The 21897-nt window shown below is 60.9% G+C and carries 22 protein-coding genes, 1 tRNA gene, 2 pseudogenes and 1 riboswitch; of the genes and pseudogenes, 10 read left to right on the forward strand and 15 right to left on the reverse strand.

Annotated elements, in window-relative coordinates; genetic code table 11:
* Position 1 precedes the first annotated feature (1 nt).
* The 8 genes from bluB to moaB form a co-directional block, all read right to left on the reverse strand.
* Positions 2-655, reverse strand: a complete 654-nt coding sequence (gene bluB / locus N5J71_RS08665) for a 5,6-dimethylbenzimidazole synthase (protein ID WP_143509024.1) — start codon at positions 653-655, stop codon at positions 2-4.
* Complete coding sequence (locus N5J71_RS08670) at positions 652-1944, reverse strand: cobyrinic acid a,c-diamide synthase CobB (protein ID WP_279916691.1); 1293 nt, start codon at positions 1942-1944, stop codon at positions 652-654. The genes bluB and N5J71_RS08670 overlap by 4 nt, the downstream gene beginning before the upstream one ends.
* Complete coding sequence (gene cobO, locus N5J71_RS08675; protein ID WP_279916693.1) at positions 1944-2555, reverse strand: cob(I)yrinic acid a,c-diamide adenosyltransferase; 612 nt, start codon at positions 2553-2555, stop codon at positions 1944-1946. The genes N5J71_RS08670 and cobO overlap by 1 nt, the downstream gene beginning before the upstream one ends.
* Positions 2556-2990: 435 nt before the next feature.
* Positions 2991-3126, reverse strand: a riboswitch (cobalamin riboswitch).
* Positions 3127-3165: 39 nt separating this feature from the next.
* Positions 3166-3486: a hypothetical protein gene (locus tag N5J71_RS08680; protein ID WP_279916694.1), complete on the reverse strand. Its 321-nt coding sequence runs from the start codon at positions 3484-3486 to the stop codon at positions 3166-3168.
* A gap of 10 nt (positions 3487-3496) precedes the next feature.
* Complete coding sequence (locus N5J71_RS08685; protein ID WP_084340683.1) at positions 3497-4021, reverse strand: NlpC/P60 family protein; 525 nt, start codon at positions 4019-4021, stop codon at positions 3497-3499.
* An 85-nt stretch (positions 4022-4106) separates the two neighbouring features.
* On the reverse strand, positions 4107-4739 hold the full coding sequence (locus tag N5J71_RS08690; protein WP_074858902.1) for a C40 family peptidase: 633 nt from the start codon (positions 4737-4739) through the stop codon (positions 4107-4109).
* A gap of 151 nt (positions 4740-4890) precedes the next feature.
* Entirely contained in the window at positions 4891-6105 is a 1215-nt protein-coding gene (locus N5J71_RS08695; protein ID WP_279916695.1) for a molybdopterin molybdotransferase MoeA, read from the reverse strand.
* Complete coding sequence (moaB, locus tag N5J71_RS08700; RefSeq protein ID WP_279916697.1) at positions 6102-6641, reverse strand: molybdenum cofactor biosynthesis protein B; 540 nt, start codon at positions 6639-6641, stop codon at positions 6102-6104. The genes N5J71_RS08695 and moaB overlap by 4 nt, the downstream gene beginning before the upstream one ends.
* Positions 6642-6709: 68 nt before the next feature.
* Here moaB and mobA point away from each other — a divergent pair, with 68 nt between their 5' ends.
* From mobA to N5J71_RS08720, 4 genes and pseudogenes are all read left to right on the forward strand, one after another.
* On the forward strand, positions 6710-7300 hold the full coding sequence (gene mobA, locus N5J71_RS08705) for a molybdenum cofactor guanylyltransferase MobA (protein ID WP_278618239.1): 591 nt from the start codon (positions 6710-6712) through the stop codon (positions 7298-7300).
* 86 nt (positions 7301-7386) lie between these two features.
* On the forward strand, positions 7387-7608 hold the full coding sequence (locus tag N5J71_RS08710; RefSeq protein WP_003461730.1) for a YgdI/YgdR family lipoprotein: 222 nt from the start codon (positions 7387-7389) through the stop codon (positions 7606-7608).
* Between the two features lie 129 nt (positions 7609-7737).
* Positions 7738-7814, forward strand: a tRNA-Pro gene (locus N5J71_RS08715).
* A gap of 505 nt (positions 7815-8319) precedes the next feature.
* Positions 8320-8890: pseudogene (locus tag N5J71_RS08720) on the forward strand (IS5 family transposase).
* Between the two features lie 352 nt (positions 8891-9242).
* Here the strand turns inward: N5J71_RS08720 and N5J71_RS08725 are convergent.
* Complete coding sequence (locus N5J71_RS08725; protein WP_007182542.1) at positions 9243-9545, reverse strand: putative quinol monooxygenase; 303 nt, start codon at positions 9543-9545, stop codon at positions 9243-9245.
* Between the two features lie 771 nt (positions 9546-10316).
* Here N5J71_RS08725 and N5J71_RS22510 point away from each other — a divergent pair.
* Positions 10317-10625 carry a helix-turn-helix domain-containing protein gene (locus tag N5J71_RS22510; protein ID WP_424960563.1) on the forward strand — a complete coding sequence of 103 codons (309 nt, stop codon included), beginning with the start codon at positions 10317-10319 and terminating at the stop codon, positions 10623-10625.
* Between the two features lie 193 nt (positions 10626-10818).
* Here N5J71_RS22510 and N5J71_RS08735 read toward each other — a convergent pair.
* Positions 10819-11055 (reverse strand): annotated as a pseudogene (locus tag N5J71_RS08735) (IS66 family transposase); the annotation flags it as partial.
* Positions 11056-11387: 332 nt separating this feature from the next.
* On the opposite strand from N5J71_RS08735, the gene N5J71_RS08740 reads away from it, so the two are divergent.
* From N5J71_RS08740 to N5J71_RS08750, 3 genes are all read left to right on the forward strand, one after another.
* Positions 11388-11846: an aldehyde dehydrogenase family protein gene (locus tag N5J71_RS08740; protein WP_003461735.1), complete on the forward strand. Its 459-nt coding sequence runs from the start codon at positions 11388-11390 to the stop codon at positions 11844-11846.
* 62 nt (positions 11847-11908) lie between these two features.
* Positions 11909-13033: an alkene reductase gene (locus N5J71_RS08745; RefSeq protein ID WP_074860610.1), complete on the forward strand. Its 1125-nt coding sequence runs from the start codon at positions 11909-11911 to the stop codon at positions 13031-13033.
* A 66-nt stretch (positions 13034-13099) separates the two neighbouring features.
* Positions 13100-14086, forward strand: coding sequence for an LLM class oxidoreductase (locus N5J71_RS08750; RefSeq protein ID WP_074860584.1), 987 nt, complete (start codon positions 13100-13102; stop codon positions 14084-14086).
* A 181-nt stretch (positions 14087-14267) separates the two neighbouring features.
* On the opposite strand, the gene N5J71_RS08755 is transcribed toward N5J71_RS08750, so the two are convergent.
* Complete coding sequence (locus N5J71_RS08755) at positions 14268-14504, reverse strand: glutaredoxin family protein (protein ID WP_003461739.1); 237 nt, start codon at positions 14502-14504, stop codon at positions 14268-14270.
* 49 nt (positions 14505-14553) lie between these two features.
* Positions 14554-15693, reverse strand: coding sequence for a DUF5610 domain-containing protein (locus N5J71_RS08760; RefSeq protein ID WP_279916700.1), 1140 nt, complete (start codon positions 15691-15693; stop codon positions 14554-14556).
* Positions 15694-16012: 319 nt separating this feature from the next.
* On the opposite strand from N5J71_RS08760, the gene N5J71_RS08765 reads away from it, so the two are divergent.
* Both N5J71_RS08765 and N5J71_RS08770 read left to right on the forward strand, forming a co-directional pair.
* Entirely contained in the window at positions 16013-17260 is a 1248-nt protein-coding gene (locus tag N5J71_RS08765) for an OprD family porin (RefSeq protein ID WP_279916701.1), read from the forward strand.
* A 245-nt stretch (positions 17261-17505) separates the two neighbouring features.
* Positions 17506-17778, forward strand: a complete 273-nt coding sequence (locus tag N5J71_RS08770) for a Rho-binding antiterminator (RefSeq protein WP_003461742.1) — start codon at positions 17506-17508, stop codon at positions 17776-17778.
* Positions 17779-17832: 54 nt separating this feature from the next.
* Here the strand turns inward: N5J71_RS08770 and N5J71_RS08775 are convergent, their stop codons facing one another.
* The 3 genes from N5J71_RS08775 to relA form a co-directional block, all read right to left on the reverse strand.
* Entirely contained in the window at positions 17833-18372 is a 540-nt protein-coding gene (locus N5J71_RS08775; protein WP_206408385.1) for a DUF2058 domain-containing protein, read from the reverse strand.
* A 302-nt stretch (positions 18373-18674) separates the two neighbouring features.
* Positions 18675-19502: a nucleoside triphosphate pyrophosphohydrolase gene (gene mazG, locus N5J71_RS08780; RefSeq protein ID WP_279916704.1), complete on the reverse strand. Its 828-nt coding sequence runs from the start codon at positions 19500-19502 to the stop codon at positions 18675-18677.
* A gap of 93 nt (positions 19503-19595) precedes the next feature.
* Positions 19596-21839, reverse strand: a complete 2244-nt coding sequence (gene relA, locus N5J71_RS08785) for a GTP diphosphokinase (protein ID WP_003461747.1) — start codon at positions 21837-21839, stop codon at positions 19596-19598.
* Positions 21840-21897 lie beyond the last annotated feature (58 nt).

The following is a 21897-nucleotide window of genomic DNA, read 5'->3' on the forward strand; positions in this document are numbered from 1 at the left end:
TTCACTCACCAGATGATCCCCATCGATTCTCGAACAACAACTCCGATAGCGGTCGGGGCGTGGCCCAACCCTCCTCCACCAGCATCGGCTTTTCGTAAAAGGCCTGAACCGGCCCCAGGCACAGCAGCGCTACCGGCTTGCTACCGGCCGGCATGCCCAACAATGCGGCCACCGCTTCGGGGTCGAACAACGATACCCAACCGAGCCCGAGCCCTTCGGCACGCGCAGCCAGCCACAGATTCTGAATGGCGCAGGCCACCGAGGCCATATCCATTTCCGGCAGGGTGCGTCGTCCAAAGACATGCGCGTCGCGGCCCTCCATCAGCGCCACCGCCAGTAGCTCGGCGCAGTCGCGAATACCTTCGACCTTCAGCCGCATGAACTCGTCACTGCGCTCGCCGAGGGCCTCGGCAGTGCGCACCCGCTCGGCCTCCACCAGCTCATGAATGGACTCACGCAGTTGCGGGTCACTGACGCGCACAAAGCGCCAAGGCTGCATAAGGCCAACGCTCGGCGCGTGGTGGGCGGCTTCGAGCAGCCGCGCCAGGACCTCGGCTGGCACCTCGCCGCCGCTGAAATGACGCATATCGCGGCGCTCGGCGATGGCGCGATACACCGCCGCGCGCTCCTCATGGCTGAAGGCATGCTCGCTCATGGACGTAACAGCGCGGCGGCCGCCTCCGGGTTGGACGGCAGGTAGAAGTGGATATAGCTGGCCGTGAGTCGCCTCAGGCGATAAACCGCCTCAGCCACCGGCTTGCCGTTCGGGCAGCGACCGAGCGCCAGAGGCTGCAAGGGACTTTCCAGCCGCGAGTGATGGTAACTGTGGCCACGTAGCTCGCCTTCGGGCAGCGTCACCTGCTGCAAGGCCAGGGCGGTCAGCCGTGGCTGCAAGGCGGCGCTGCCCGCCAGCAGGCCGAGCATGCGCCCGCTGGCACCTTGCTTGTCGCGCAGTTCATCAAGCAGATAGAGCATGCCGCCACATTCGGCGAGCAAGGGTTTGCCGGCCTGGTGATGAGCACGAATCGCCGCGGCCATGGGCTGGTTGCCCTCCAGCTCGGCCAGGTACAGCTCCGGATAACCGCCCGGCAGATAAAGGCTGTCCACCTGCGGCAGCTCACGATCAGCGAGCGGTGAGAAGTAATGCAGCTCAGCGCCGAGCGCCTGCAACAGATCGAGATTGGCCTGATAGAGAAAGGCGAACGCCGCGTCGCGCGCCACGCCGATGCGTACCCCAGCCAACAGCGGCGCCAGCTCATCGAACTGCGGCGCGGCGAAGCTCACCGCAGGCGGCAGGTCGACGTTGGCACTGGCCGCCAGCGCATCGGCCGCGGCGTCCAGGCGTGCATCCAGATCGGCCAACTCGCCGGCCTGCACCAGCCCCAGATGGCGGCTGGGCAACTCCACCGCGGCGCTACGCGGCAAGGCGCCAAACCAGCGAATGCTCGCTGGCAGCGCATCACGCAGGATATCGCCGTGGCGCGTGCTGGCAACGCGGTTACCGAGCACCCCGGCAAAGGGCAAGTTAGGCTGGAAGGTGGCAAGCCCGTGGGCCAGGGCGCCGAAGGTCTGCGCCATCGCCGCACCGTCGATCACCCCCAGCACCGGCACGCCAAAGTGGCGTGCCAGATCGGCCGCCGAGGGTTTGCCGTCGAACAGGCCCATCACCCCTTCGATCAGGATCAGGTCCGCCTCGCCGGCGGCCTGCCACAGCAGTCGGCGACTTTCCGCCTCACCGACCATGGCCAGATCGAGCTGATACACCGGCGCGCCACTGGCGCGGGCGTGGATCATCGGATCGAGAAAGTCCGGGCCGCATTTGAACACCCGAACCCGCCGCCCCTGACGCGTATGCAGGCGCGCCAGCGCGGCGGTGACGGTGGTCTTACCCTGACCGGAAGCTGGTGCGGCGATCAATAGTGCCGGACAGTGACGTGTGGTCATCAGAATTCGATGCCCTTCTGTGCTTTTACCCCGGACTTGAATGCGTGCTTGACCATGCTCATGTCGGTGACGGTGTCAGCCGCCTCGATCATCCCAGGCAAGGCGCCGCGCCCGGTCACCACCACATGCTGCAACAGCGGCCGGGCTTCGATATCGGCCAGCACCGCGTCCAGTTCGAGGTAGCCATGCTTGAGGGCTATGTTCAGCTCGTCCAGCAGCACCAGGCCGACCGACTCATCACTGAGCAGGCGCTGGGCCACCGCCCAGGCTTGCTGAGCCTTGGCGATATCACGCTGGCGATCCTGGGTTTCCCAGGTGAAGCCTTCGCCCATCACGTGATAGCTGACTTCCTCGGGAAAACGGCGGAAGAAGGTTTCTTCACCGGTGCTGGCCGCACCCTTGATGAACTGCACCACGCCGACCTTGATGCCATGACCCAGGGCGCGCGCGACCATGCCGAAGGCGCTGCTGCTCTTGCCCTTGCCATTGCCGCTGTGCACCAGCAGCAGGCCGTATTCATCCTGGGCCTGGGCGATCTTTTCGTCGATCAGGGCTTTCTTGCGTTGCATGCGCGCCTTGTGGCGGGCATCGCGGTCGGTCGATTCGCTCATGCTGTGCTCCTGTACGTCAGGCACCCGCGCCGCCTGTTCATCGAACAGTACGAACGGCAATGAGGAAGAATCGCGATGATCCGCACGCACTCATCCAGGCGCCAATGGCTGGTCAGGCGAGCGGAAGACGAAAAAACACGAACACCCCGGTCAAACCGGAGCGTTAGCCGGACAGCGCCCTCCGCGATGCCGTGAAACTGCGACAGGCCGGTCTCCGGGCTTGTGAGCGAACCATGGGTTCGACGCCGCGCCTTCCCGTGCATAGCACAGTGGCTTTGCAGACTGCGTGAAAACTACTGCGCTCGGCCATGCGGCGTTAAAAACAGTCTCGTGCGCGAGTCCGATCAAAATGCTCATTTACAGCTCGTAAAGTCGAGCGCGACTCCGACCATTTTTCGCCTGTTTTTGCCTTGCCTGACCTTCGCTCGCTACGTTTTCACACGGTCTGCTTAAGCAGCGTTTGACTCACCTACCGTTGCGGGGGCAGCGCCGGCATTGGAACCGGCTTCCCTGTTTCACCCCTTGGCCGCCACTCACAGCGACTCGGGGCACCTGAAGCAAGGCGCGCAGGGTAGAGGCTGGCAGCCCTGCGCGTCAACGCCAACGCCACTCAATGCCTGGGTGTGAAACCTGGCGGTTTGTTCGCCAGCCACTCGACGAAGGTACGCAGGCGCTCATCTCCCAACAAGGCCTCGCGACTGTTGAAGGTCAGCGCCAGCTCCTTTTCACTGAACAGCCGGTGGATCTGGTTATGACAAGCACGGCAGAGCCACAGCGTGGCGGTAATTCGTTCCTGACGAGGATACCGCCTCTGTACGTAAGCCTTGTCGTGTAGTGACTTGGGAATCAGGTGATGGCGGGTCAAGGCCACAGGCCGTGCACAAAACTCGCAGGCCTCAGGTTGAGGCGGCAGGCGAATGGGGTCGGCCATAAACGAAAGCTCAGGGGTTGCGAGCAAGCTCTGGAGTGATAACACGCTTGGCGTCGAGATAGACACGCTGCCAGTAGACGTTATCGAGGCTGTCCAGACGAACCGTGCCACCACTGGACGGCGCATGCACGAAACGCCCATCCCCCACATAGATACCGGCATGACTGACAGCGCGCCCGCCATTGGTGGCGAAGAACACCAGATCACCACTTTGCAGGGCGTCACGACGAACATCTGGCGTACGCATCGCACTCAGCTCACGAGTAGAACGCGGCAGGCTGATGCCAGCGGCATCACGATAGACATAGCCGATCAGGCCACTGCAGTCGAAACCGCCATCCGGTGTATTACCACCGTAGCGATAGGGTGTTCCAACCAGGCCAAGCGCGCGAAACAGCACATCTTCGGCACCGCCCTGATAGGACGAAGAAGCAATTGGCGGCGTGTAGGCAGGCTGAGGAGAAGGGGCGCGACTGCTACAGGCACTCAGTAGCAGAACAAGAGAAATTACAGCGACACGGGTCGTGACGGGCATAAGCGAGGCGATCCTGAGCCTGAATGCGCCCTACTCTGCCCGAGACACGACGAACGGCGCAACCCTGGGGTTACGCCGTGAAACATCAGGGATGACGCCTGGCTGCGACTTGATCGTCCACTGGCGCCAGCGCCAGTACGCGCTTGGCTTGCAGGTAGCTGCGATTCCAGTAACTGTCATCCAGGCTATCGATGCGCACACCACCGCTGCGGCTGCTGCTGGAGTGGATGAACTGATCATCACCCAGGTAGATGCCGGCATGACTGACGCGACCACGACCACGATCATTGAACAGGATCAGATCACCCGGTTCCAGATCGGCGCGCGCCACCTTCGGCGCATCGAGGTTGATCAGCTCACGCGTGGAACGCGGCAGTTCCAGGCCGACTTCCTCGCGGAACAGGTAGCCGATAAAACCGCTGCAATCAAAACCTGACTGTACCGAGCTACCGCCGTAGCGATAACGGGTACCGATCAGCGAACGCCCGAGATCGAGCAGGCTGTCGGCCAGTTGCGGCATTTCATAGGGTTGATCGTCGATCAGCGCGTTGATCTCATCATCGGCAGGTTCATCCTGCTCGATCATCAGGCGAGTCACAGGTTCGACTGCTGCATCGCTGATCGGTTGCTGCGGTTGCGTCTGCGGCGCATGGCCGGCACAGGCAGCGAGAAAGACTGTGAGTGCAATAGGCACGAGGGGTGCGAAGCGTTTTAGCATGGGCACGACCGTGTCGAGTGAATTTAACAAGTCCGCGACTATGCCTTCTATAACGCTAATTTGCAAATTCTATCGACAGAATTGTGACTCAGTGGTCTCGCCATTTCATCTAAAGCGCCCAACCATCTGCATGGTCGGGCGACTCGGAAACCTAGCCGAGAATCTCGCTGAGCGGAATGAAACGCAGCATATCTCCCTCGGCCAGCGTACTGCCTTCCATGACCTCGGCCAGCCCTTCGGCCCAGGCGGCGCTGCGCAAAACGCCGGAACTCTGATTGGCATAGGGCACCACGCGCCCATGCTCCAGACGCGCGCGCAGGTACTCACGGCGCATACCCGGCTTAGCCCAGGTAAAACCTGCCGGCACCGCGAAGCCCAGTGGTTCGACCCGCTGCACCCCAAGACGACGCAACATGTAAGGACGCGCCAGCAGTCCGAAGGTGACCAGTGTCGAGGCCGGGTTGCCCGGCAAACCTATTACCGGAACGCCCTGATAGTGGCCGAAGGTCAGCGGTTTACCTGGCTTGATCGCCAATTTCCACAGCGCCAGTTCGCCCGCCTCGCGCAGGGCTATGCCGAGAAAATCCGCCTCCCCCACCGAAACGCCACCCGTGGAGAGAATCAGATCGACCTCGCCCAAGGCCCCCAGCGCTTCGCGGGTACGCTGCAGATCATCGGGCAAGATGCCCGCATCCACAACGCTGCAGCCCAGCCGCTGCAACCAGGCAATCAGCAGACGCCGATTGCTGTTGTAGATCTGCCCCGGGCCAAGCGCCTGACCCGGCTCTACCAGTTCGTCGCCAGTAGACAGCACCGCAACGCGCAGACGCCGGCGCACCGAAAGCTGCGCCGCCCCCAAAGACGCCGCCAACCCTAGCTCGATAGGCCCCAGGCGCGTACCGGCTGGCAACACACCTTCGCCGACGCGGGTTTCCTGACCTTGAGCTCGAACGTTCTGGCCAATTTTCAGTGGCTCACGGAAATGCACCCGCCCCGCCTCATCCAGCTCGACGTTCTCCTGCATTTCGACGGTATCGGCACCTGCCGGCAGCGGCGCACCGGTGAAGATGCGCGCACAGGTACCCGGCTCCAGCGACACAGGCGCAGTCCCGGCCTGAATACGCTGACTGACCGGCAGAGGCTGGCCGCTCCAATCAGCCAGGCGCAGCGCATAACCGTCCATGGCGCTGTTGGCCCATGGCGGCAAATCCAGCGCCGCAATCAGTGGCTCGGCCAGCACCCGTCCATCGGCCTCGGCCAGAGCAACCAGCTCGTTCTGCTCGATGGGCGCCGCCTCTGCCAAAGCCAGCAGGCGCTCCAGCGCCGCCTCCATAGGCAACAGTCCGGGATGATCGCAACCACTCATCCGTGCGTCTCGCAGGCGCCCACCTGCTTCAGATGCGGCACGAAGTTGCAGGGACGATGGCGCGCATCCAGTTGCTCACCGAGGATGCCGTCCCAGGCAGTGCGGCAGGCGTTGGTCGAACCCGGCAGGCAGCACACCAGGGTGCTGTTGGCCAGACCGGCCAGCGCACGCGACTGGATGGTGGACGTGCCGATATCGGCCACGGAGATCTGCCGGAACAGCTCACCGAAACCATCAACCTGCTTGTCCAGCAGGCAGGTGACCGCTTCCGGCGTGCTGTCACGCCCGGTGAAACCGGTACCGCCGGTGATCACCACGACCTGTACCTGATCCTCGGCGATCCAGGTCGCTACCTGGGCGCGGATCTTGTACAGATCATCCTTGAGCAGAACGCGAGCGGCCAACTGGTGGCCAGCGGCGGTCAGGCGGTCGACCAGCAGTTGACCCGAGGTGTCGGTCTCCAGCGTGCGCGTGTCGCTGACGGTCAGCACGGCAATGTTCAGCGGCACGAAAACCGCATCGGCCTTATGGTTCATGGCAGGCATCCAATTGGGAGAGAATGGGCGCTGTTATATCACACAGCCTGTCTTCGGAGACCGCCCGCATGCCCGTATCCAACCCACTACCCCCCTGCTCGGTGCTGCTGCTTTCCGGCGGCCGAGGCCAGCGCATGGGTGGCCGTGACAAGGGCTTGCTGGACTGGCGCGGCCGCCCACTGATCGCCTGGCTGCATGACCTGACCAGACCCTTGAGCGACGACCTGATCATCTCCTGCAACCGCAACACCGAGCGCTATGCGCCTTATGCCGACCAACTGGTCGCAGATCATGATCAGGACTTTCAGGGGCCACTGGCGGGTATCCGCGCAGGCATGGCCGCGGCACGCCACGAGCACATGCTGGTGCTGCCCTGTGACGCCCCCCTGGTGGACCGTGCACTGATCGAGTCACTGCTTGCCCACGCGGGGAGCCGGCCGGTGGTGATCCGCCAGGGCAACTACTGGCAGCCACTGTTCTGCCTGTTGCCCACGGGGCTCAGAGACGATCTGGAACACGCCTGGCAATCCGGTGAACGCAGCCCGCAACGCTGGTTCGACAACCTAGCCCCCATCGCCGTCGACTGCACGCTGGAAGATGCCCGCCTGGCCAACCTGAACACACCGGAAACGCTCGCGAACGGCATATCGCCTTGCTGAAGCGAGAAGCCCTGCGCGGAACTCATACGACAGTTTCACGTCTGAGCGAGGGTATAGCACCTCTTTAGCACCCAAGGAGACACACCATGACCAAACGGATAATCCCCGCCCTGCTGATGGCAATCGGCTTCACTGTGCTGGCCGGCTGTTCCACGCCGTCGGTGATCACCCTGAATGACGGGCGTGAAATACAGACGGTAGACAAACCCCAGTTCGATGAAGAATCCGGCTTCTACGAATTCGAGCAACTCGACGGCAAGCGCGCCACGATCAACAAGGATCAGGTGCAGACCGTCAAGGAACTCTGAGGCGAGAGCCCGAGCCACCGCTGAAGGACAGCGGGGCTCGCCCCGGCAGCAGAAAGGGATATCGGCCTGCTGATTTTTTCAGGCTAACCCCTTGTGCAGTAAAAGTTTTTCGGTAGAATACGGCTCATTCGGAGTGTAGCGCAGCTTGGTAGCGCGTCTCGTTCGGGACGAGAAGGTCGCAGGTTCGAATCCTGTCTCTCCGACCAATCCCTTGTTCCTACATGTTCCTACATGCCTCGGAACCCCAGAAAGCCCGGCCTCTAGCGCCGGGCTTTCTGTTTCTGCTTGTCTCATGCCATCCCTAGGGTCTGTTGCCGTTTCGCGCACGGCCGCAACGGAGCCAGTTTTTGCGTGGGCTAGGCGCGAGACGCGAAGTTTGGTCGCCCAAATGAGCCGTCGAGTAACGACGTACCACGCAAAAACTGGCCCGTCCCTTCGGGTTGCGCGGCAAATTGCGCCATGCGTCGTTGCGGGATTTGGCAAGGGAACGACCATTACCTGCATCCCGCGCCTCGCGTGGCGCAATTTGGCGCAGCAACGCGGCTCGCGTCGAAACGGCAACAGACCCTAGCTATCTCTACCGATTTGGTATGCCCGTTGGTATGCTGCCCGATCGTTAGGGGCTGTTGCCGTTTTTTTCACTAACCAACTGATAAGTAAGAGAAAACTCGTACCGCTGAAGCTCTGATCCATCATCGATACGAGTTTACAATGCCCCGATTATTGCTCAGTGATGAGCATTGGTCGAAGCTGCGGGAAATTCTGCTGCGCAAGGCCATCTACAACAATGGAATGGGTGTTCATTGATGGCAGCTATGCCAAGGCCCACCAACACAGTGCAGGCGCTGCCAGTGGCAACGATGAGGCCATAGGAAAAAGTCGAGCTGGCAATACCAGCAAGATTCACCTGGCAGTTGATGCTCATGGACTGCCCATCGAATTTGAAATTACGGGGGCAAATCAATGATTGCACCCAGGCTCCCGCATTGATTGCCAAGCTCCCGGAGGCAGAAACCATTGTCGCGGACAAGGGCTATGACAGCGAGAGAGTTCGGCAGCAGGTTGAGCAACAAGGGGCCAAGGCCGTGATCCCGAGAAAGCGTAACTCCGTGAAAGGCAACGCGGATCTGGACAGAGGTCTTTACCGCAACCGGCACTTGGTGGAGAACGCCTTCGCCCGGCTAAAGCACTACCGGGCAGTGGCATCTCGGTTCGACAAACTCAAGAGAAATTCGAAAGCGTCGTGGCCATGGCCTGTGTCTTTCTCTGGTTACCTATGTGAAACGGCAACAGACCCTAGGTCGTTGATTTTCCAACAAACCGCTTGATGGATCCGCGCTTGCGGACTGCGGACTTTCAATGGGCCGGAAATCTGGCTCGCCCAGAGGCTCTCGGTAACGACACGTTGCAAACAGTCGGTACTTCTCGATAAATACCCGACGAATCGGAACATCTCAGCCAGCACTGATGTTACCCCTGCTTGCTGACGCAGCTTGGAAGTTCTGGCTGCAATATTGCCCCCCAATCGCTGTGGAAGGCAGCTCCCTGGGTAACTGCAATCGAAGGGGGGGGGCGCTGCGTAGGGCCGTGCCCCCCATCCTGCAGAGTGAGCTGATTTGGTCAAGGCCGGGTTGTCATGCAGGCAGTTTGGCTGCAAGCAGTTCGACCTTCTCGATATTGGGCGGAGAACTGAGCAAGGTCGCGGCGTTGGCCATCAAGGCCGCGGCGATCTGGCCGTTCAGATGTGCCTGGCGACCTGCCTCATCGGCAAAGGCATCGAACACACCGAACGTCGAAGGGCCAAACTTCAATGCGAACCAGGCAGTGGTGCCGGACTCGGCGTTGGCGAGCGGCAGCGCACTGGCCAGGAAGTCGGCAAGCGCAGCCTCTTGGCCTGGTTTAGCTTCGAGGCGAACAAACAGGGCGAGCTTGGTCATGCTGTAATCCTTGGGGTAAATGGAAAAATGGGTGAAGGGATCGACGAGACAGCAGCCTAAGTCTTCATGACAGACATCTCTATAGGCAATAATGACAACATTGATATCATTATTGCCATGAAACTCCACATCCTTGTTTGTGATGGCGTGTTTGATCTGGGGCTTGCGGCGCTCACTGACACAGTGGGCTTGGCCAATGCGATGTCGGGCTCGCTGCCACAGGCTCCCGCGCACATAGAGCTCACGCTGGTGGGCGTGCGGCGTCGCATCCGAACTGCGCAAGGCTTGACGGTCCCCGTGGTCACTGCGCGTGGCGTACCGGAACCAGACGTCGTGCTCGTGCCCGCGTTTGGTGACAAAATGCCTGACACGCTCTCGGCTCGGCTCACACGCCCCGACGTGCCCGATGCGGTCGCCGCGCTGCAGCAGTGGTCCACCACTGGCGCGCACCTTGGTGCCGCCTGCTCCGGTAGTTTCTTGCTTGCAGAGAGTGGCCTGCTTGATGGGCATCGTGCGACGACGTCATGGTGGCTGGGGCCGATGTTTCGGCAGCGCTATCCGAACGTCACGCTGGACGAGTCACGCATGATCGTGAACTCGACACGCTTCACCACCGCGGGTGCCGCTTTGGCCCACGTCGACTTGGCCTTGCGCATCATCCGGGGGCGCAGTCCGGCGCTGGCGGCCCTGGTGGCACGCTATCTGCTGGCCGAGACACGCAGTTCGCAAGCCGAGTTCGTGATTCCCGACCACCTTGCGCATGCCGACCCGATGGTCGAGCGCTTCGAGTGCTGGGCCAGAGGTCGGCTCGCGCAGGGGTTCTCGCTGGCGGAGGCTGCCAGCGCCGCAGGCACAGGCGAGCGCACCTTGGCGCGGCGGCTGCAAAGCGTTTTGGGCAAGACACCACTGTCGTATTTCCAGGACCTGCGCGTGGAGCACGCCGTCCATCTCTTGCGCACCGGAAACGCCAGCGTCGATCAGGTCGCCGCACAGGTCGGGTATTCGGATGGGGCGACCCTGCGAGCCCTGTTGCGCCGCAAGCTGGGCCGGGGCGTCAGGGAGTTGCGACGCGGCGGATGACCAGAGGCATGAACGGCTGGAGACCACCGCGAAACTGGCGCAGGCCAAACGGCGCATTTGGACCTGGCAAAACTACTGCCAGCGACGGTGCGCAAGCTCCAGTTTGACCCCGGACAAAGTTTTGCTGGCAATGTCGTGGTTGAGCAAATCAATACCTTGATTGAACAACGCTGTGCCCTGGCGATTCGGCGGCTCACCGCCCCGCCGCCGACAATGACGCAGCCGTCGAGCCCACCGTTTGAACCACCGTGCGGACGCAGGCTCGCCGCAGGTTCGATTCCGCGCAGCCGATTTCAGTGATGCCTTGCTCAAAACCAGCTTTGTTGCCAGCAAAGTCATCGCAGAGCAGCTTGCCATTCCACTGACCAAGAAAATTGCGCGCATGCTCGCCGGCACAGCTGGGACTGAAGTCGTAGACCACGGCCTTCACTCAGCAGCTCGCGCAGGAAGCGAGCGCAGCCTTCATGGCGTCGCTCTGACTGGCTCTGAAGGAGTAGGCGCCATCATTGCAGGCTGGCAAGGCGCTGAAGAAGTCGACCCTGGAACTAGGTGGTGCAGATGCCTTCCCAACTGATCCAGAAGTGAGCTGCAAGTGCGTGGAAATATGCATACGCGTCGGAAAAATATCGACACATTGAAATATATGAATATTGCGAATAACCTTAACGCGTAACCCGCGCTAGAAACCTCAGGAAGCCCCCATGAAAGATTCCAGCGATACCCATCCGAATCACCTTCCCGACAGCAGCTACGGCCTGTTTATTGACAACCAGTGGGTTTCGTTCGGACGAATACGGTGAAACCCTCGACATCATCAACCCCGCCAACGGAAAAATTCTCACCAACATCCCAAACGCCACGGCTGCCGACGTCGACCGCGCGTTGCAGGCCGCACAGCGCGCCTTCGCGGCCTGGCGTACCACCTCACCCGCAGAACGCGCCAATGCATTGTTGAAGATCGCCGACCCGCTGGAAGCCGATGCCGATCGGTTCGCCGTTCTGGAAACCCTTGATGTAGGTAAACCCATTCGTGAAAGTCGCTCCGTCGACATCCCGCTGGCAATTGATCACTTCCGCTACTTCGCCGGCGTAACCCGCAGCCAATCGGATGAGGCGATCATGCTGGATGAGCAAACTCTCAGCATCGCTCTCAGTGAAGCCTACAGCCAGAAGAAGAACATCGACGTCAGCCTCAACGAAGCACCGCTCGGGCTCTTCTGAGCTCATTGATCCATGTTTCTTGACCTATAACATCGAATATTTTAGATATGCAGGTAAACGAAATGACACAATCAGAACTTTTCAAAACCACTCAGCTGGGCCCATACACCCTCAAGAACCGAATCGTTTTGCCACCGCTGACCCGTTCGCGTAGCTCCCAGCCTGGCAACATTCCGAACGATCTCATGGCCACCTATTACCGTCAGCGCAGCGGTGCTGGCTTCATGGTGACCGAGGGCACACAGATCGAACCCCGAGGACAGGGTTATGCCTGGACACCCGGCATTCATAGCCCGGAACAGATACAAGGCTGGCGTAAGGTCACCGACGCTGTTCACGCCGAAGGGGGGGTGATCTTTGCTCAACTTTGGCATGTAGGCCGCGTGTCGCACACATCGCTGCAACCCGGTGGTGAAGCGCCCGTCGCGCCATCAGCCATCCGCGCGGACAACGTCAAGGTGTTCATCGAAACTGGCCCCGGCACGGGTACACTGGCCGACCCTTCGACCCCACGAGCCCTGTCCACCAAGGAGGTAAAGGAACTGGTTGAGCTCTACGCCCAAGCAGCCCGAAATGCTTTGGACGCAGGTTTTGACGGGGTGGAGCTTCACTGCGCGAACGGGTACCTGGTAAACCAGTTCATTTCGGCCCATACCAACCAGCGTGATGATGAATATGGCGGTTCGCTGCAAAATCGTCTTCGTTTCCTGCGCGAAATCACACTCGCCGTTGCTGGTGTGGTCGGCAAGGAGCGCGTTGGCGTTCGCTTCGCTCCGCTGTTCGCGACCACAGACGAAGACCGCGTTTACCTTGGCCTGGTCGAAGAAGATCCTCACCAAACCTACATCGAGGCAGTGAAGATCCTCGAGGAAGTGGGCATTGCCTACCTGTCGCTCGCCGAAGCCGATTGGGACAACGCACCCGAGCTGCCTGAGACGTTCCGGGAAGCTGTTCGTAAGACTTTCAGCGGCAAGATTATCTATGCCGGCAAGTACACCGCTGAACGAGCAAATCGCGTGATAAAAGCTGGCTGGGGCGACCTGATCGCTTTTGGTCGCCCCTTCATTGCGAATCCCGACCTGCCCGCTCGTATCGCCAACAACTGGCCGCTTAACCCAGTTGATCCAAGCAGCATGTACGGCGGTACCGATAAGGGCTACACCGACTACCCGACTTACAAACCCTAAGCGCTCAGAGCCACACCCCATAACTCAGGGGCGTGGCTCAGCGTTTGCTGACCGAGGAGGTTAAACATGTACCAACCGAGCACGATCCCCTACCAAGAGCATAGGGGATTCAAACGGACCTTCAGACAGGGTCATCTAAGCCTTGGGCTGTTCTTTCCCCTGGAGGCTTTCGAGGGTGACACACCGCGCATGCTGGATCAGGTCGCGCTGGCCAAACGTGCAGAGGCACTAGGTTTTTCGGCGCTCTGGTTTCGCGACGTCCCGCTCAGGGACCCAAGCTTCGGTGATGTCGGCCAGGTTTTCGATCCTTGGGTGTATCTGGGCTACATCGCAGCCCATACAACAAAAATCGCACTAGGCACCGCCTCCATCGCCCTTACCTTGCGTAATCCCTTGCACACGGCAAAGGCCGCAGCGAGCATTGATCAGTTGAGCGGAGGTCGTTTGCTCCTGGGAGTTGCCTCTGGCGATCGTCCTGTGGAGTTTCCCGCATTCAGCGTTGATCCGGAAAAGCGTGGCGAGACCTTTCAAGAAAACCTCAATGTGATACGCCAAGCCCATCGAACACACTTCAAGCCCATTCGCTGGAGTCACGGCGAGTTACTGGGGGCTGATCTCGTTCCCAAACCTACGACTCGGGAAATACCGTTATTCGTAACCGGACATAGCCGCCAGTCGCTCGATTGGATCGCGCGTGAAAGCCATGGATGGATCAACTATCCACGTCCGCCAAAAATACAGCGACTGATCGTGGAAGATTGGCGACAGGAAACGGCTAAACAATGTGGCGCTATCTACAAGCCGTTCTTGCAATCGCTGTATATCGACCTGGACGAACACCCATCCACGCCGCCCTCGCCTATCCATCTAGGATTCCGACTGGGACGTAACCACCTTCTGGCCTTGCTGGATACACTTCAGGAAATCGGTGTAGATCACGTCATCCTGAACCTCAAGTATGGTAAACGCCCCGCAGCAGAGGTTATCGAGGAGCTTGGCAAGCATATCGTCCCTAAATTCGGCGGCGCGCAGGTGCCCGATAGTCCAACCTGACAGGACAATAGGATTCCAGTCCAAACCAGCCAGTCATTGCGACTGGCTGGCGCGCAGAGATCATGGCGAAGCCGGACTATAAAAATAAAAAACCCAAGTAAGAACAGTAGGTTGCGAAAGAAGTTCTATTCCTGTCTCTGTCGGCGGGTTTTTATTGCCTTCGATTTGTCGGTAGCGCCTTTCAGCTCAGAAAAGCCACCACCTGCTCGGCATCGAATGGCCAGTTCAGCTCGCTTCCACTGTCGCAGCGGCGCAGCACCGGAATGCGCAAACCGTACTGCTCGACCATCCCTTCGTGCTCGGCGATGTCGATCAACTCGACCAGCAGACCATTCTCGACGAATGGCATGAGCAACGCCTCGGCCACCTCGCAAAGGTGGCAGCCCAGGGTTCCGAAAAGTTGGCATTCAGGCGTCATGAGCGCACCTCACTATCAGCAAGGTGCGCAGTTTAGCACCAGCTGTCGATCAGCTCGCGTCAACGCCCTTGCCCGCTTGGCCAGCGAGCAGCGACTGCAAGCCGTCGAGCAGGCTGCGGTTGAGGCTGTCGGCTTTTTCCAGGCGCGGCAGGTCGAAGCGCTCATCGAGCGAGAAGCCGCCCTTGAGCAACTCTTTGAGCATGCCGCCGGCATCCTGCGCCAGGTCGCCGGCACTGCGCAGCGCATCGAGCAGGCCCTGGGCATATTCCTGCAGCCCGGCATTGACTGCACTGGCGCCTTGCCCAGCCACGGCGCCATAGGCATCGGTGGCCTGACGCACGCTGGTCTGCGTCAGGCGCAGCGACATCGAAGCCAGTTGCTCACCGTCCATATCCACCGCCATGGCACGGTCGAAGACACCTGCCAGATCACCGGCGTAGAACTTGTCGGAGAGATCCTGCACCTGACTGAAAAGCTTCTCCAACGCCTTGATCTCGTCGTCGTCCAGCTCACCCTCGACATCCACCTGCCAGCCACCGATGCGCATGCTGCCAGACTGACTACTGCCCACCACAGTGGTGGACTTACCGTCGCCGGAAGCGGCGAAACTGCTCTGCGACCAGTTGGCCGAAGCCTTTGCCACGGAAATGCGCAGGCGATCACCATCGCGGGTGGTGACGGAGAGGTCGAAGGTCTCCGCCAACGCACTGAAGCGCTCGCTGTAGCCCGCCACAGCAACCGTGTCCCCCGCGCTCGGGACAGCGCTGCCGAAGCGCTTGTCGAGATCGGTGAAACCATCCTGAATGCGCTTGTAGGTGTCATCGATATCGCCAGCCACCTGGCCCTTGAGCACACCCATGCCATCGAGAATCTTGCGCGCCTCGGCGAAGCCTTTCTCCACTCCATCACGCGCCTGGGACAGCAGCTTGTCCAATTTGGTCGGATCAGCGCCAGCCGCCGCCTCGCTCTGCAGGCGCTGCTCGATGAACCCCAGAATCCGCCCCGCCACTTTCTCCGGGGTGTAATCATCACGCGCCCCTGACAGCGAGCCCGGCGGCACGCCGAGTTTCTCGGCGAGGCGATTGGCCAAGGTGGCCTGGGCATCGACGGCATTGCTGCGCGCCGCCAAAGCCTGGCTGGCTTGCGCAGTGCGGGAAGCGGCCGAATTCAGTGAGCTCAGAGGATTCATGACGGGGTACCCAAACAGGTTATCTGCCGAACTTAACGGCCGTTGAAAGGCAAGCTTTAACCTTTATCGACCAACGGTTGTCGACTTTTCTCAGCTCGTTTGCGCTCGAACGAGATTTTCCCGCTCGATGGCCAAACCCAGAAAATCCCTGCTAACCGCGATCTAGAGGCCGCCCTCACCTACGCTCCAGCCACGCTCAAAGCCCCGCGAGACTAAAGTCTTACAGTCGACTCGCTATCGAGATGCTTTATTTCATCGCGCCGTAACTGGTCGGTCACATCGTGGCCGACCTGCCAATAACAACGAGGAGACAACAATAATGAGCAAAACTCCCCTCGCCCGTGCCGTGGCCCTCGCCACGCTGGGCGCCAGCCTGACCCTGCCGAGCCTGGCACAGGCTGACTTCATCGGCGACAGCAAAGCGACGCTGGAACTGCGCAATTTCTATATGAATCGCGACCTGCGCGACACGACGGCTGCCCAGCAGTCCAAACGCGAGGAATGGGCGCAGGGCTTCATCCTCAAGGCCGAGTCCGGCTTTACCGAGGGTACCGTTGGTTTTGGCCTGGACGCTTATGCGGGCCTGGGTCTGAAGCTCGACTCGTCTGACGAACGCGCCGGCACCGGCCTGCTGCCCAACGCTTTCGGCAACGAGGGGCCGGACGAGTATTCCGAACTCAGCGGTGCAGTCAAAGCACGCATCTCCAAAACCGTCGGCAAGGTCGGCGGGCTGATGCCCAAGCTGCCTATCGTTTCTTCCGGCGACTCGCGCCTGCTGCCTCAGGTGTTCACCGGGGGCATGATCACCTCGCAGGAAATCGACGGCCTGACCCTCAATGGCGGTCAACTGCGTGAAGTCAACCAACGCGCGTCCACCGACAGGGTCGATATCACCGCCACCAACGTCGGCGGCGAAAGCGACCGCTACAACTTCGCCGGTGGCGACTACAAGTTCAATGGCGGCAACACCACCGTTGGCGCGTGGTACGGCGAACTGGAAGATATCTACGACCAGAAGCTGTACAACCTGATCCACGTGCAGCCGATCGGCGACTGGAAGCTGGGCGCCAACCTGGCCTACTTCGACTCCCAGGACAACGGCCGCAAACTCGGCGGCAAGCTGGATAACGACCTGACCTCGGTCAACCTCTGGGCGGGTATCGGGGCGCACACCTTCCGCGTGGGTTACCAGAAGGTCGGCGGTGACAACGCCTTCCCCTTCCTGACCGAGACCGATCCCTACATCGTCAACTACATTCAGATTCTCGACTTCACCCGCAAGGATGAGAAATCCTGGCAGGCACGTTATGACGTCAACTTCGCCAGCTACGGCATTCCGGGTCTGACCGCGTTCGTACGCTACGTGACCGGTGACGGCTTCGACGGCATGGGTGGCGCAAGCGGCAAAGAATGGGAACGCGACGTGGATATCAGCTACGTCATCCAACAAGGCCCACTGAAGAACCTTGGCGTGCGCTGGCGTAACGCGATGGTGCGCTCCAACGCGAACATTGGCGATCTGGACGAAAACCGCCTGATCGTCAGCTACACCATTCCGTTGATGTAAGGCGCGTCCGCGAAACGAAAACGCCGTAACACCAGTATCGGGTTGCGGCGTTTTTGGTTTTTATCTAAGCTGGAAAAGCACGGGCTGCCTGACCCCTTCTCGACCAGGGATACGCTCAAAAGCTGTACACCGTCACTCCCGCGAAGGCGGGAGCCCAGATACTGCGGGGTTCTGGTTTCCCGCCTGCGCGGGAATGACGACTACTTCATTCCGGGCTGGCCTGACCAAGACGGAGGACGCCCTCGATGGACAACTACCAACCCTTGGCCTGTGATCTCTACGACTACCTGGAGATCGCCTGCATGCACCGCTATCAACTGGATATCGAACTGGTCGACGGCTCGACCCTACTGGGCCAGGCCCTGACCACCGAAACCACGGCGAGCAAGGAAGAGTTTCTGCTGGTGCGTACTGCCGAGGGCGAGCAGCGCCTGCGTATGGATCGCCTGCTGGCGATCACCCCGCAGGATGCAGGCGCCAGCTTTGGTCGAGTGCTGTTGAGCGGCAACCGCTGCTAATCTCAGGGCGGCGCGGTGCGCACGGCGCACCCTACGGCGTCCTGCGATGCGGTATTACCACATCAGATCATCAGGAATCTGATAAGCCGCGTAAGGATCATCGGCATCTGGCTCTTCGACATGGGTGTTGAGCAGGACGATGCGCGATGCATCGCGCTCCTGAATCTTCAGCGCAGCCTCGCGCGGGATGATCTCGTAACCACCGCCATGACGGACGATGGCCAGCCAGCCGCTGGACAGCTTGTTGCGCACCATGGTGTTGACCGGCAGGCGCTTGACCTTCTTGTCATCGACGAAGTTGTAGTAGTCCTCGCCGTCGAGCTTGGGCAGGCGTGAGCGCTCGATCAGTTGCTTGACCTGCGCCGCACGGGCTTTCTGTTCGGCTTTTTCCTGCTGCTGACGATTCAGCTCCTGATCACGTGCGGCCTTTTCGGCTTGCGCCTGCAGCGCGGCCTGGCGTGTGCTGTCATCCAGTTCGGCCTGGCCTTTCTTGGCCAGACGCTGCTGCTTCTGTTGTTGCTTGCCGGCCTGTTTGGCCTGCTTTTCATTGACCAGACCGGCTTTGAGTAGCTGATCGCGCAGGGAAAGACCCATGACTAAAGATCCCGAACATGATTCAGTTGCGGCAGCGACACAGATTTGCGCTGCCAATCCAAGGCGCCCAGCATAAGGGCTAAGGCGCAGCGGCTCCAGCCCGAAAACCCACCGTAGCCCGATGCAACCCGGGAAAAGCAATTCAGCAGCCAGGCTGCGTTATACCCGTCAGTCAAGCGTCGACGCTGCCAATGCGTAGGAGCGGCGCCCCGCCGCGAACCAGGGCGATGCGCAATTGAAAAGCTTCGCCCCGGGGCGGGACTCCTACGAAAGGCCGCCTTGGCAACCTTATCTGATCGGCATTAGCCAGGAGCCTGTTTTTCCTGCTTCTTCGCCTCGCCCCAGAGCGCGTCCAGCTCCTCCAACGAGCAACTGTCCAGGCGACGACCGGCCTCACGCACGCTTTGCTCAATGAAGCGAAAACGCCGCTCGAACTTGCCATTGGCAGCACGCAACGCGCTTTCAGGATCAACCTTCAGGTGCCGTGCCAGGTTGCTGACGACAAACAGCAGGTCGCCGATCTCTTCGGCCACCGCCTCGGCATCGTTCTCACTCATGGCTTCGAGCACTTCATCCAGCTCTTCGCGCACCTTGTCCACCACCGGCAACGCATCGGGCCAGTCGAAACCGACCTGGGCCGCACGCTTCTGCAGCTTGGCCGCACGTGAGAGTGCAGGCAGCGCAGCCGGCACGTCATCAAGCAAAGAAAGCTGCTCGGGGGCAGCAGCCTTCTCCGCGCGCTCCTGCGCCTTGAGTTCTTCCCAGCGTTGCTTGACCGCAGCCTCCTCCAGCTTCGCCGCATCCGGCACACCGTACAGATCGCCGTCGGGAAACACGTGCGGGTGGCGACGAATCAGCTTGCTGGTGATGCCATCGACCACCCGGGCGAAGTCGAAACGCCCCTCCTCCTGCGCCAGCTGGCTGTAATAGACCACCTGGAACAGCAGGTCGCCCAGCTCACCCGGAAGATGCTCGAAGTCACCACGCTCGATGGCGTCGGCGACCTCGTAAGCCTCCTCCAGGGTGTAGGGCACGATGCTTGCGTAGCTTTGCTTGAGATCCCACGGGCAGCCGTGTTGCGGGTCACGCAGACGCGCCATCAGGTGCAGCAGATCGTCGAGTTTGTACATAAAAACTCCTGGGCTGCACGCTACAAGCGGCAAGCCACAAGAAAGGGCGCAGCGGCGCCTCTGACTTGCTGCTTGTCACCTGAAGCGTGCCGCTTAATTGGCCCGCTGGCGACGCGCCTCGATGATGTTGGGCAACTGGCCGATACGCGCCAGCAGACGCCCGAGCGCATCGAGCCCCGGGATCTCCACGGTGATCGACATGGAGGCGGTGTTGTCCTCCTTGTTCGAGTGGGTGTTGACCGCCAGCACGTTGAGTTTTTCGTTGAGCAGTACCTGGGTGACGTCACGCAGTAGACCGGAACGGTCGTAGGCCTTGATGACGATCTCCACCGGGTAGGTCTGCACCGGCACCGGCCCCCAGCTCACCTGGATCATCCGCTCCGGCTCACGCGCCGTCTGCTGCAATGCCGTCGGGCAGTCCTGACGGTGGATGGTGACGCCGCGGCCGAGGGTGATGTAACCGACGATCGGATCGCCCGGCAGCGGCTGGCAACAGCCGGCCATCTGTGTCAGCAGGTTGCCGACGCCCTGGATCTGAATGTCGCCGCGCTTGCCCGGCTTGAACCCCTGCGCCTTGCGCGGGATCAGTTCCAGCTGCTCGTTGCCGCGCTCAGGCTCAAGCAGCTGCTGCGCCAGGTTGACCGCATGAGCCAGGCGCACATCGCCGGCCCCCAGGGCGGCGAACAGGTCATCAGCAGTTTTCAGGTTGGCCTTCTCGGCCAGCTTGTCGAAGTCCGCACCGACCAGGGCCAGGCGCGCCAGCTCGCGCTCAAGCAACTGCTTGCCAGCGGCGACGTTCTGATCGCGATCCTGTAACTTGAACCAGTGGACGATCTTCGCCCGCGCGCGGCTGGTGGTGACATAGCCCAGGTTGGGGTTGAGCCAGTCGCGACTGGGAGTGCCCTGCTTGCTGGTGATGATTTCCACCTGCTCACCGGTCTGCAGGCTGTAGGTCAGCGGCACGATGCGCCCGTTGATCTTGGCGCCGCGGCAGTTGTGGCCGATCTCGGTGTGCACGCGGTAGGCGAAATCCAGCGGTGTGGCGCCCTTGGGCAGGTCGATGGCGTGGCCGTCGGGGGTGAACACGTAGACCCGATCCGGCTCGATATCCACACGCAGTTGCTCGGCCAGGCCGCCGATATCGCCCAACTCCTCGTGCCACTCGATGACCTGACGCAGCCAGGAGATCTTCTCTTCGTAGTGGTTGGAGCCGGATTTGACGTCGGTGCCCTTATAGCGCCAGTGTGCACAAACCCCCAGCTCGGCCTCTTCGTGCATGGCGTGGGTGCGTATCTGCACCTCCAGCACTTTGCCTTCCGGGCCGAGCACGGCGGTGTGCAGCGAGCGGTAGCCGTTCTCCTTGGGGTTGGCGATGTAGTCGTCGAACTCCTTGGGAATGTGCCGCCACAGGGTGTGCACGATACCCAGGGTGGTGTAGCAGTCGCGCACCTCCGGCACCAGCACCCGTAATGCGCGCACGTCGTAGATCTGGCTGAACTGCAGGCCCTTGCGCTGCATCTTGCGCCAGATCGAATAGATGTGTTTCGCCCGGCCGCTGATATCGGCCTTGATACCGGTGGCTTCCAGCTCCTGGCGCAGATTCGCCATGGCGTCGTTGATGTACTGCTCGCGGTCGAGGCGACGCTCGTGCAGCAGCTTGGCGATCTGCTTGTATTGATCCGGCTCCAGGTAGCGGAAGGACAGGTCTTCCAGCTCCCACTTGATATGGCCGATGCCCAGGCGGTGAGCCAGTGGTGCATAGATGTCGAATACTTCGCGCGCCACACGCTGACGCTTGTCTTCGTCGGCCTCCTTGACCGCACGGATGGCGCAGGTACGCTCGGCCAGCTTGATCAGCGCCACGCGCACGTCGTCGACCATGGCCACAAGCATCTTGCGCAGGTTCTCCACCTGCGTCTGCGAGCCGACCACCACCGATTCACGCGGGTTGATACTGGCGCTGATCGCCGCCATGCGCAGCACACCTTCGATCAGCTTGGCCACCACCGCACCGAAGCGCTGCTGCACGGCGGCCAGGGTGATCTTGCCCTCACGTACGCCGCGATAGATGACCGCGGCAACCAGCGAATCCTGATCGAGTTTGAGATCGGCGAGAATCTCGGCAATGTCGAGACCGGCGCGGAATGTCGAGGCGCCCTCGCTCCAGTGATGCTCGGTTGTGTTGGCCTGTTGCTCGGCGTCACGGGCAAACTCGCAGGCCTCTTGCAATGCCTGGCGATCCAGCGCCGGATCGACACGAGTGACATGATCCAACCAGGCCACGAGATTGATGCTGCCGTCGTCGTTGACCGGCTGATGCGCTCTCACCTGAACCATCGTCTTACCTTCCCTACGGTGCGCCTGAGCGGCACCGAGCAGTCGCCGGCCTTCTCTG

Origin of the sequence: Ectopseudomonas oleovorans (assembly GCF_029845265.1) — a bacterium.
In the GTDB taxonomy this organism is placed as follows: domain Bacteria; phylum Pseudomonadota; class Gammaproteobacteria; order Pseudomonadales; family Pseudomonadaceae; genus Aquipseudomonas; species Aquipseudomonas oleovorans.

What these genes read in the sequence shown, in the direction of transcription:
- N5J71_RS08745 (WP_074860610.1), top strand. Translation starts at nt 11,909, where the DNA reads ATGACACAATCAGAACTTTTCAAAACCACTCAGCTGGGCCCATACACC.
- N5J71_RS08765 (WP_279916701.1), top strand. Translation starts at nt 16,013, where the DNA reads ATGAGCAAAACTCCCCTCGCCCGTGCCGTGGCCCTCGCCACGCTGGGC.
- N5J71_RS08750 (WP_074860584.1), top strand. Translation starts at nt 13,100, where the DNA reads ATGTACCAACCGAGCACGATCCCCTACCAAGAGCATAGGGGATTCAAA.
- mobA (WP_278618239.1), top strand. Translation starts at nt 6,710, where the DNA reads ATGCCCGTATCCAACCCACTACCCCCCTGCTCGGTGCTGCTGCTTTCC.
- mazG (WP_279916704.1), bottom strand. Translation starts at nt 19,502, where the DNA reads ATGTACAAACTCGACGATCTGCTGCACCTGATGGCGCGTCTGCGTGAC.
- N5J71_RS08680 (WP_279916694.1), bottom strand. Translation starts at nt 3,486, where the DNA reads ATGGCCGACCCCATTCGCCTGCCGCCTCAACCTGAGGCCTGCGAGTTT.
- N5J71_RS08770 (WP_003461742.1), top strand. Translation starts at nt 17,506, where the DNA reads ATGGACAACTACCAACCCTTGGCCTGTGATCTCTACGACTACCTGGAG.
- N5J71_RS22510 (WP_424960563.1), top strand. Translation starts at nt 10,317, where the DNA reads ATGGTCGAGCGCTTCGAGTGCTGGGCCAGAGGTCGGCTCGCGCAGGGG.
- N5J71_RS08710 (WP_003461730.1), top strand. Translation starts at nt 7,387, where the DNA reads ATGACCAAACGGATAATCCCCGCCCTGCTGATGGCAATCGGCTTCACT.
- N5J71_RS08760 (WP_279916700.1), bottom strand. Translation starts at nt 15,693, where the DNA reads ATGAATCCTCTGAGCTCACTGAATTCGGCCGCTTCCCGCACTGCGCAA.
- N5J71_RS08755 (WP_003461739.1), bottom strand. Translation starts at nt 14,504, where the DNA reads ATGACGCCTGAATGCCAACTTTTCGGAACCCTGGGCTGCCACCTTTGC.
- moaB (WP_279916697.1), bottom strand. Translation starts at nt 6,641, where the DNA reads ATGAACCATAAGGCCGATGCGGTTTTCGTGCCGCTGAACATTGCCGTG.
- N5J71_RS08695 (WP_279916695.1), bottom strand. Translation starts at nt 6,105, where the DNA reads ATGAGTGGTTGCGATCATCCCGGACTGTTGCCTATGGAGGCGGCGCTG.
- cobO (WP_279916693.1), bottom strand. Translation starts at nt 2,555, where the DNA reads ATGAGCGAATCGACCGACCGCGATGCCCGCCACAAGGCGCGCATGCAA.
- relA (WP_003461747.1), bottom strand. Translation starts at nt 21,839, where the DNA reads ATGGTTCAGGTGAGAGCGCATCAGCCGGTCAACGACGACGGCAGCATC.
- bluB (WP_143509024.1), bottom strand. Translation starts at nt 655, where the DNA reads ATGAGCGAGCATGCCTTCAGCCATGAGGAGCGCGCGGCGGTGTATCGC.
- N5J71_RS08685 (WP_084340683.1), bottom strand. Translation starts at nt 4,021, where the DNA reads ATGCCCGTCACGACCCGTGTCGCTGTAATTTCTCTTGTTCTGCTACTG.
- N5J71_RS08670 (WP_279916691.1), bottom strand. Translation starts at nt 1,944, where the DNA reads ATGACCACACGTCACTGTCCGGCACTATTGATCGCCGCACCAGCTTCC.
- N5J71_RS08775 (WP_206408385.1), bottom strand. Translation starts at nt 18,372, where the DNA reads ATGGGTCTTTCCCTGCGCGATCAGCTACTCAAAGCCGGTCTGGTCAAT.
- N5J71_RS08725 (WP_007182542.1), bottom strand. Translation starts at nt 9,545, where the DNA reads ATGACCAAGCTCGCCCTGTTTGTTCGCCTCGAAGCTAAACCAGGCCAA.
- N5J71_RS08690 (WP_074858902.1), bottom strand. Translation starts at nt 4,739, where the DNA reads ATGCTAAAACGCTTCGCACCCCTCGTGCCTATTGCACTCACAGTCTTT.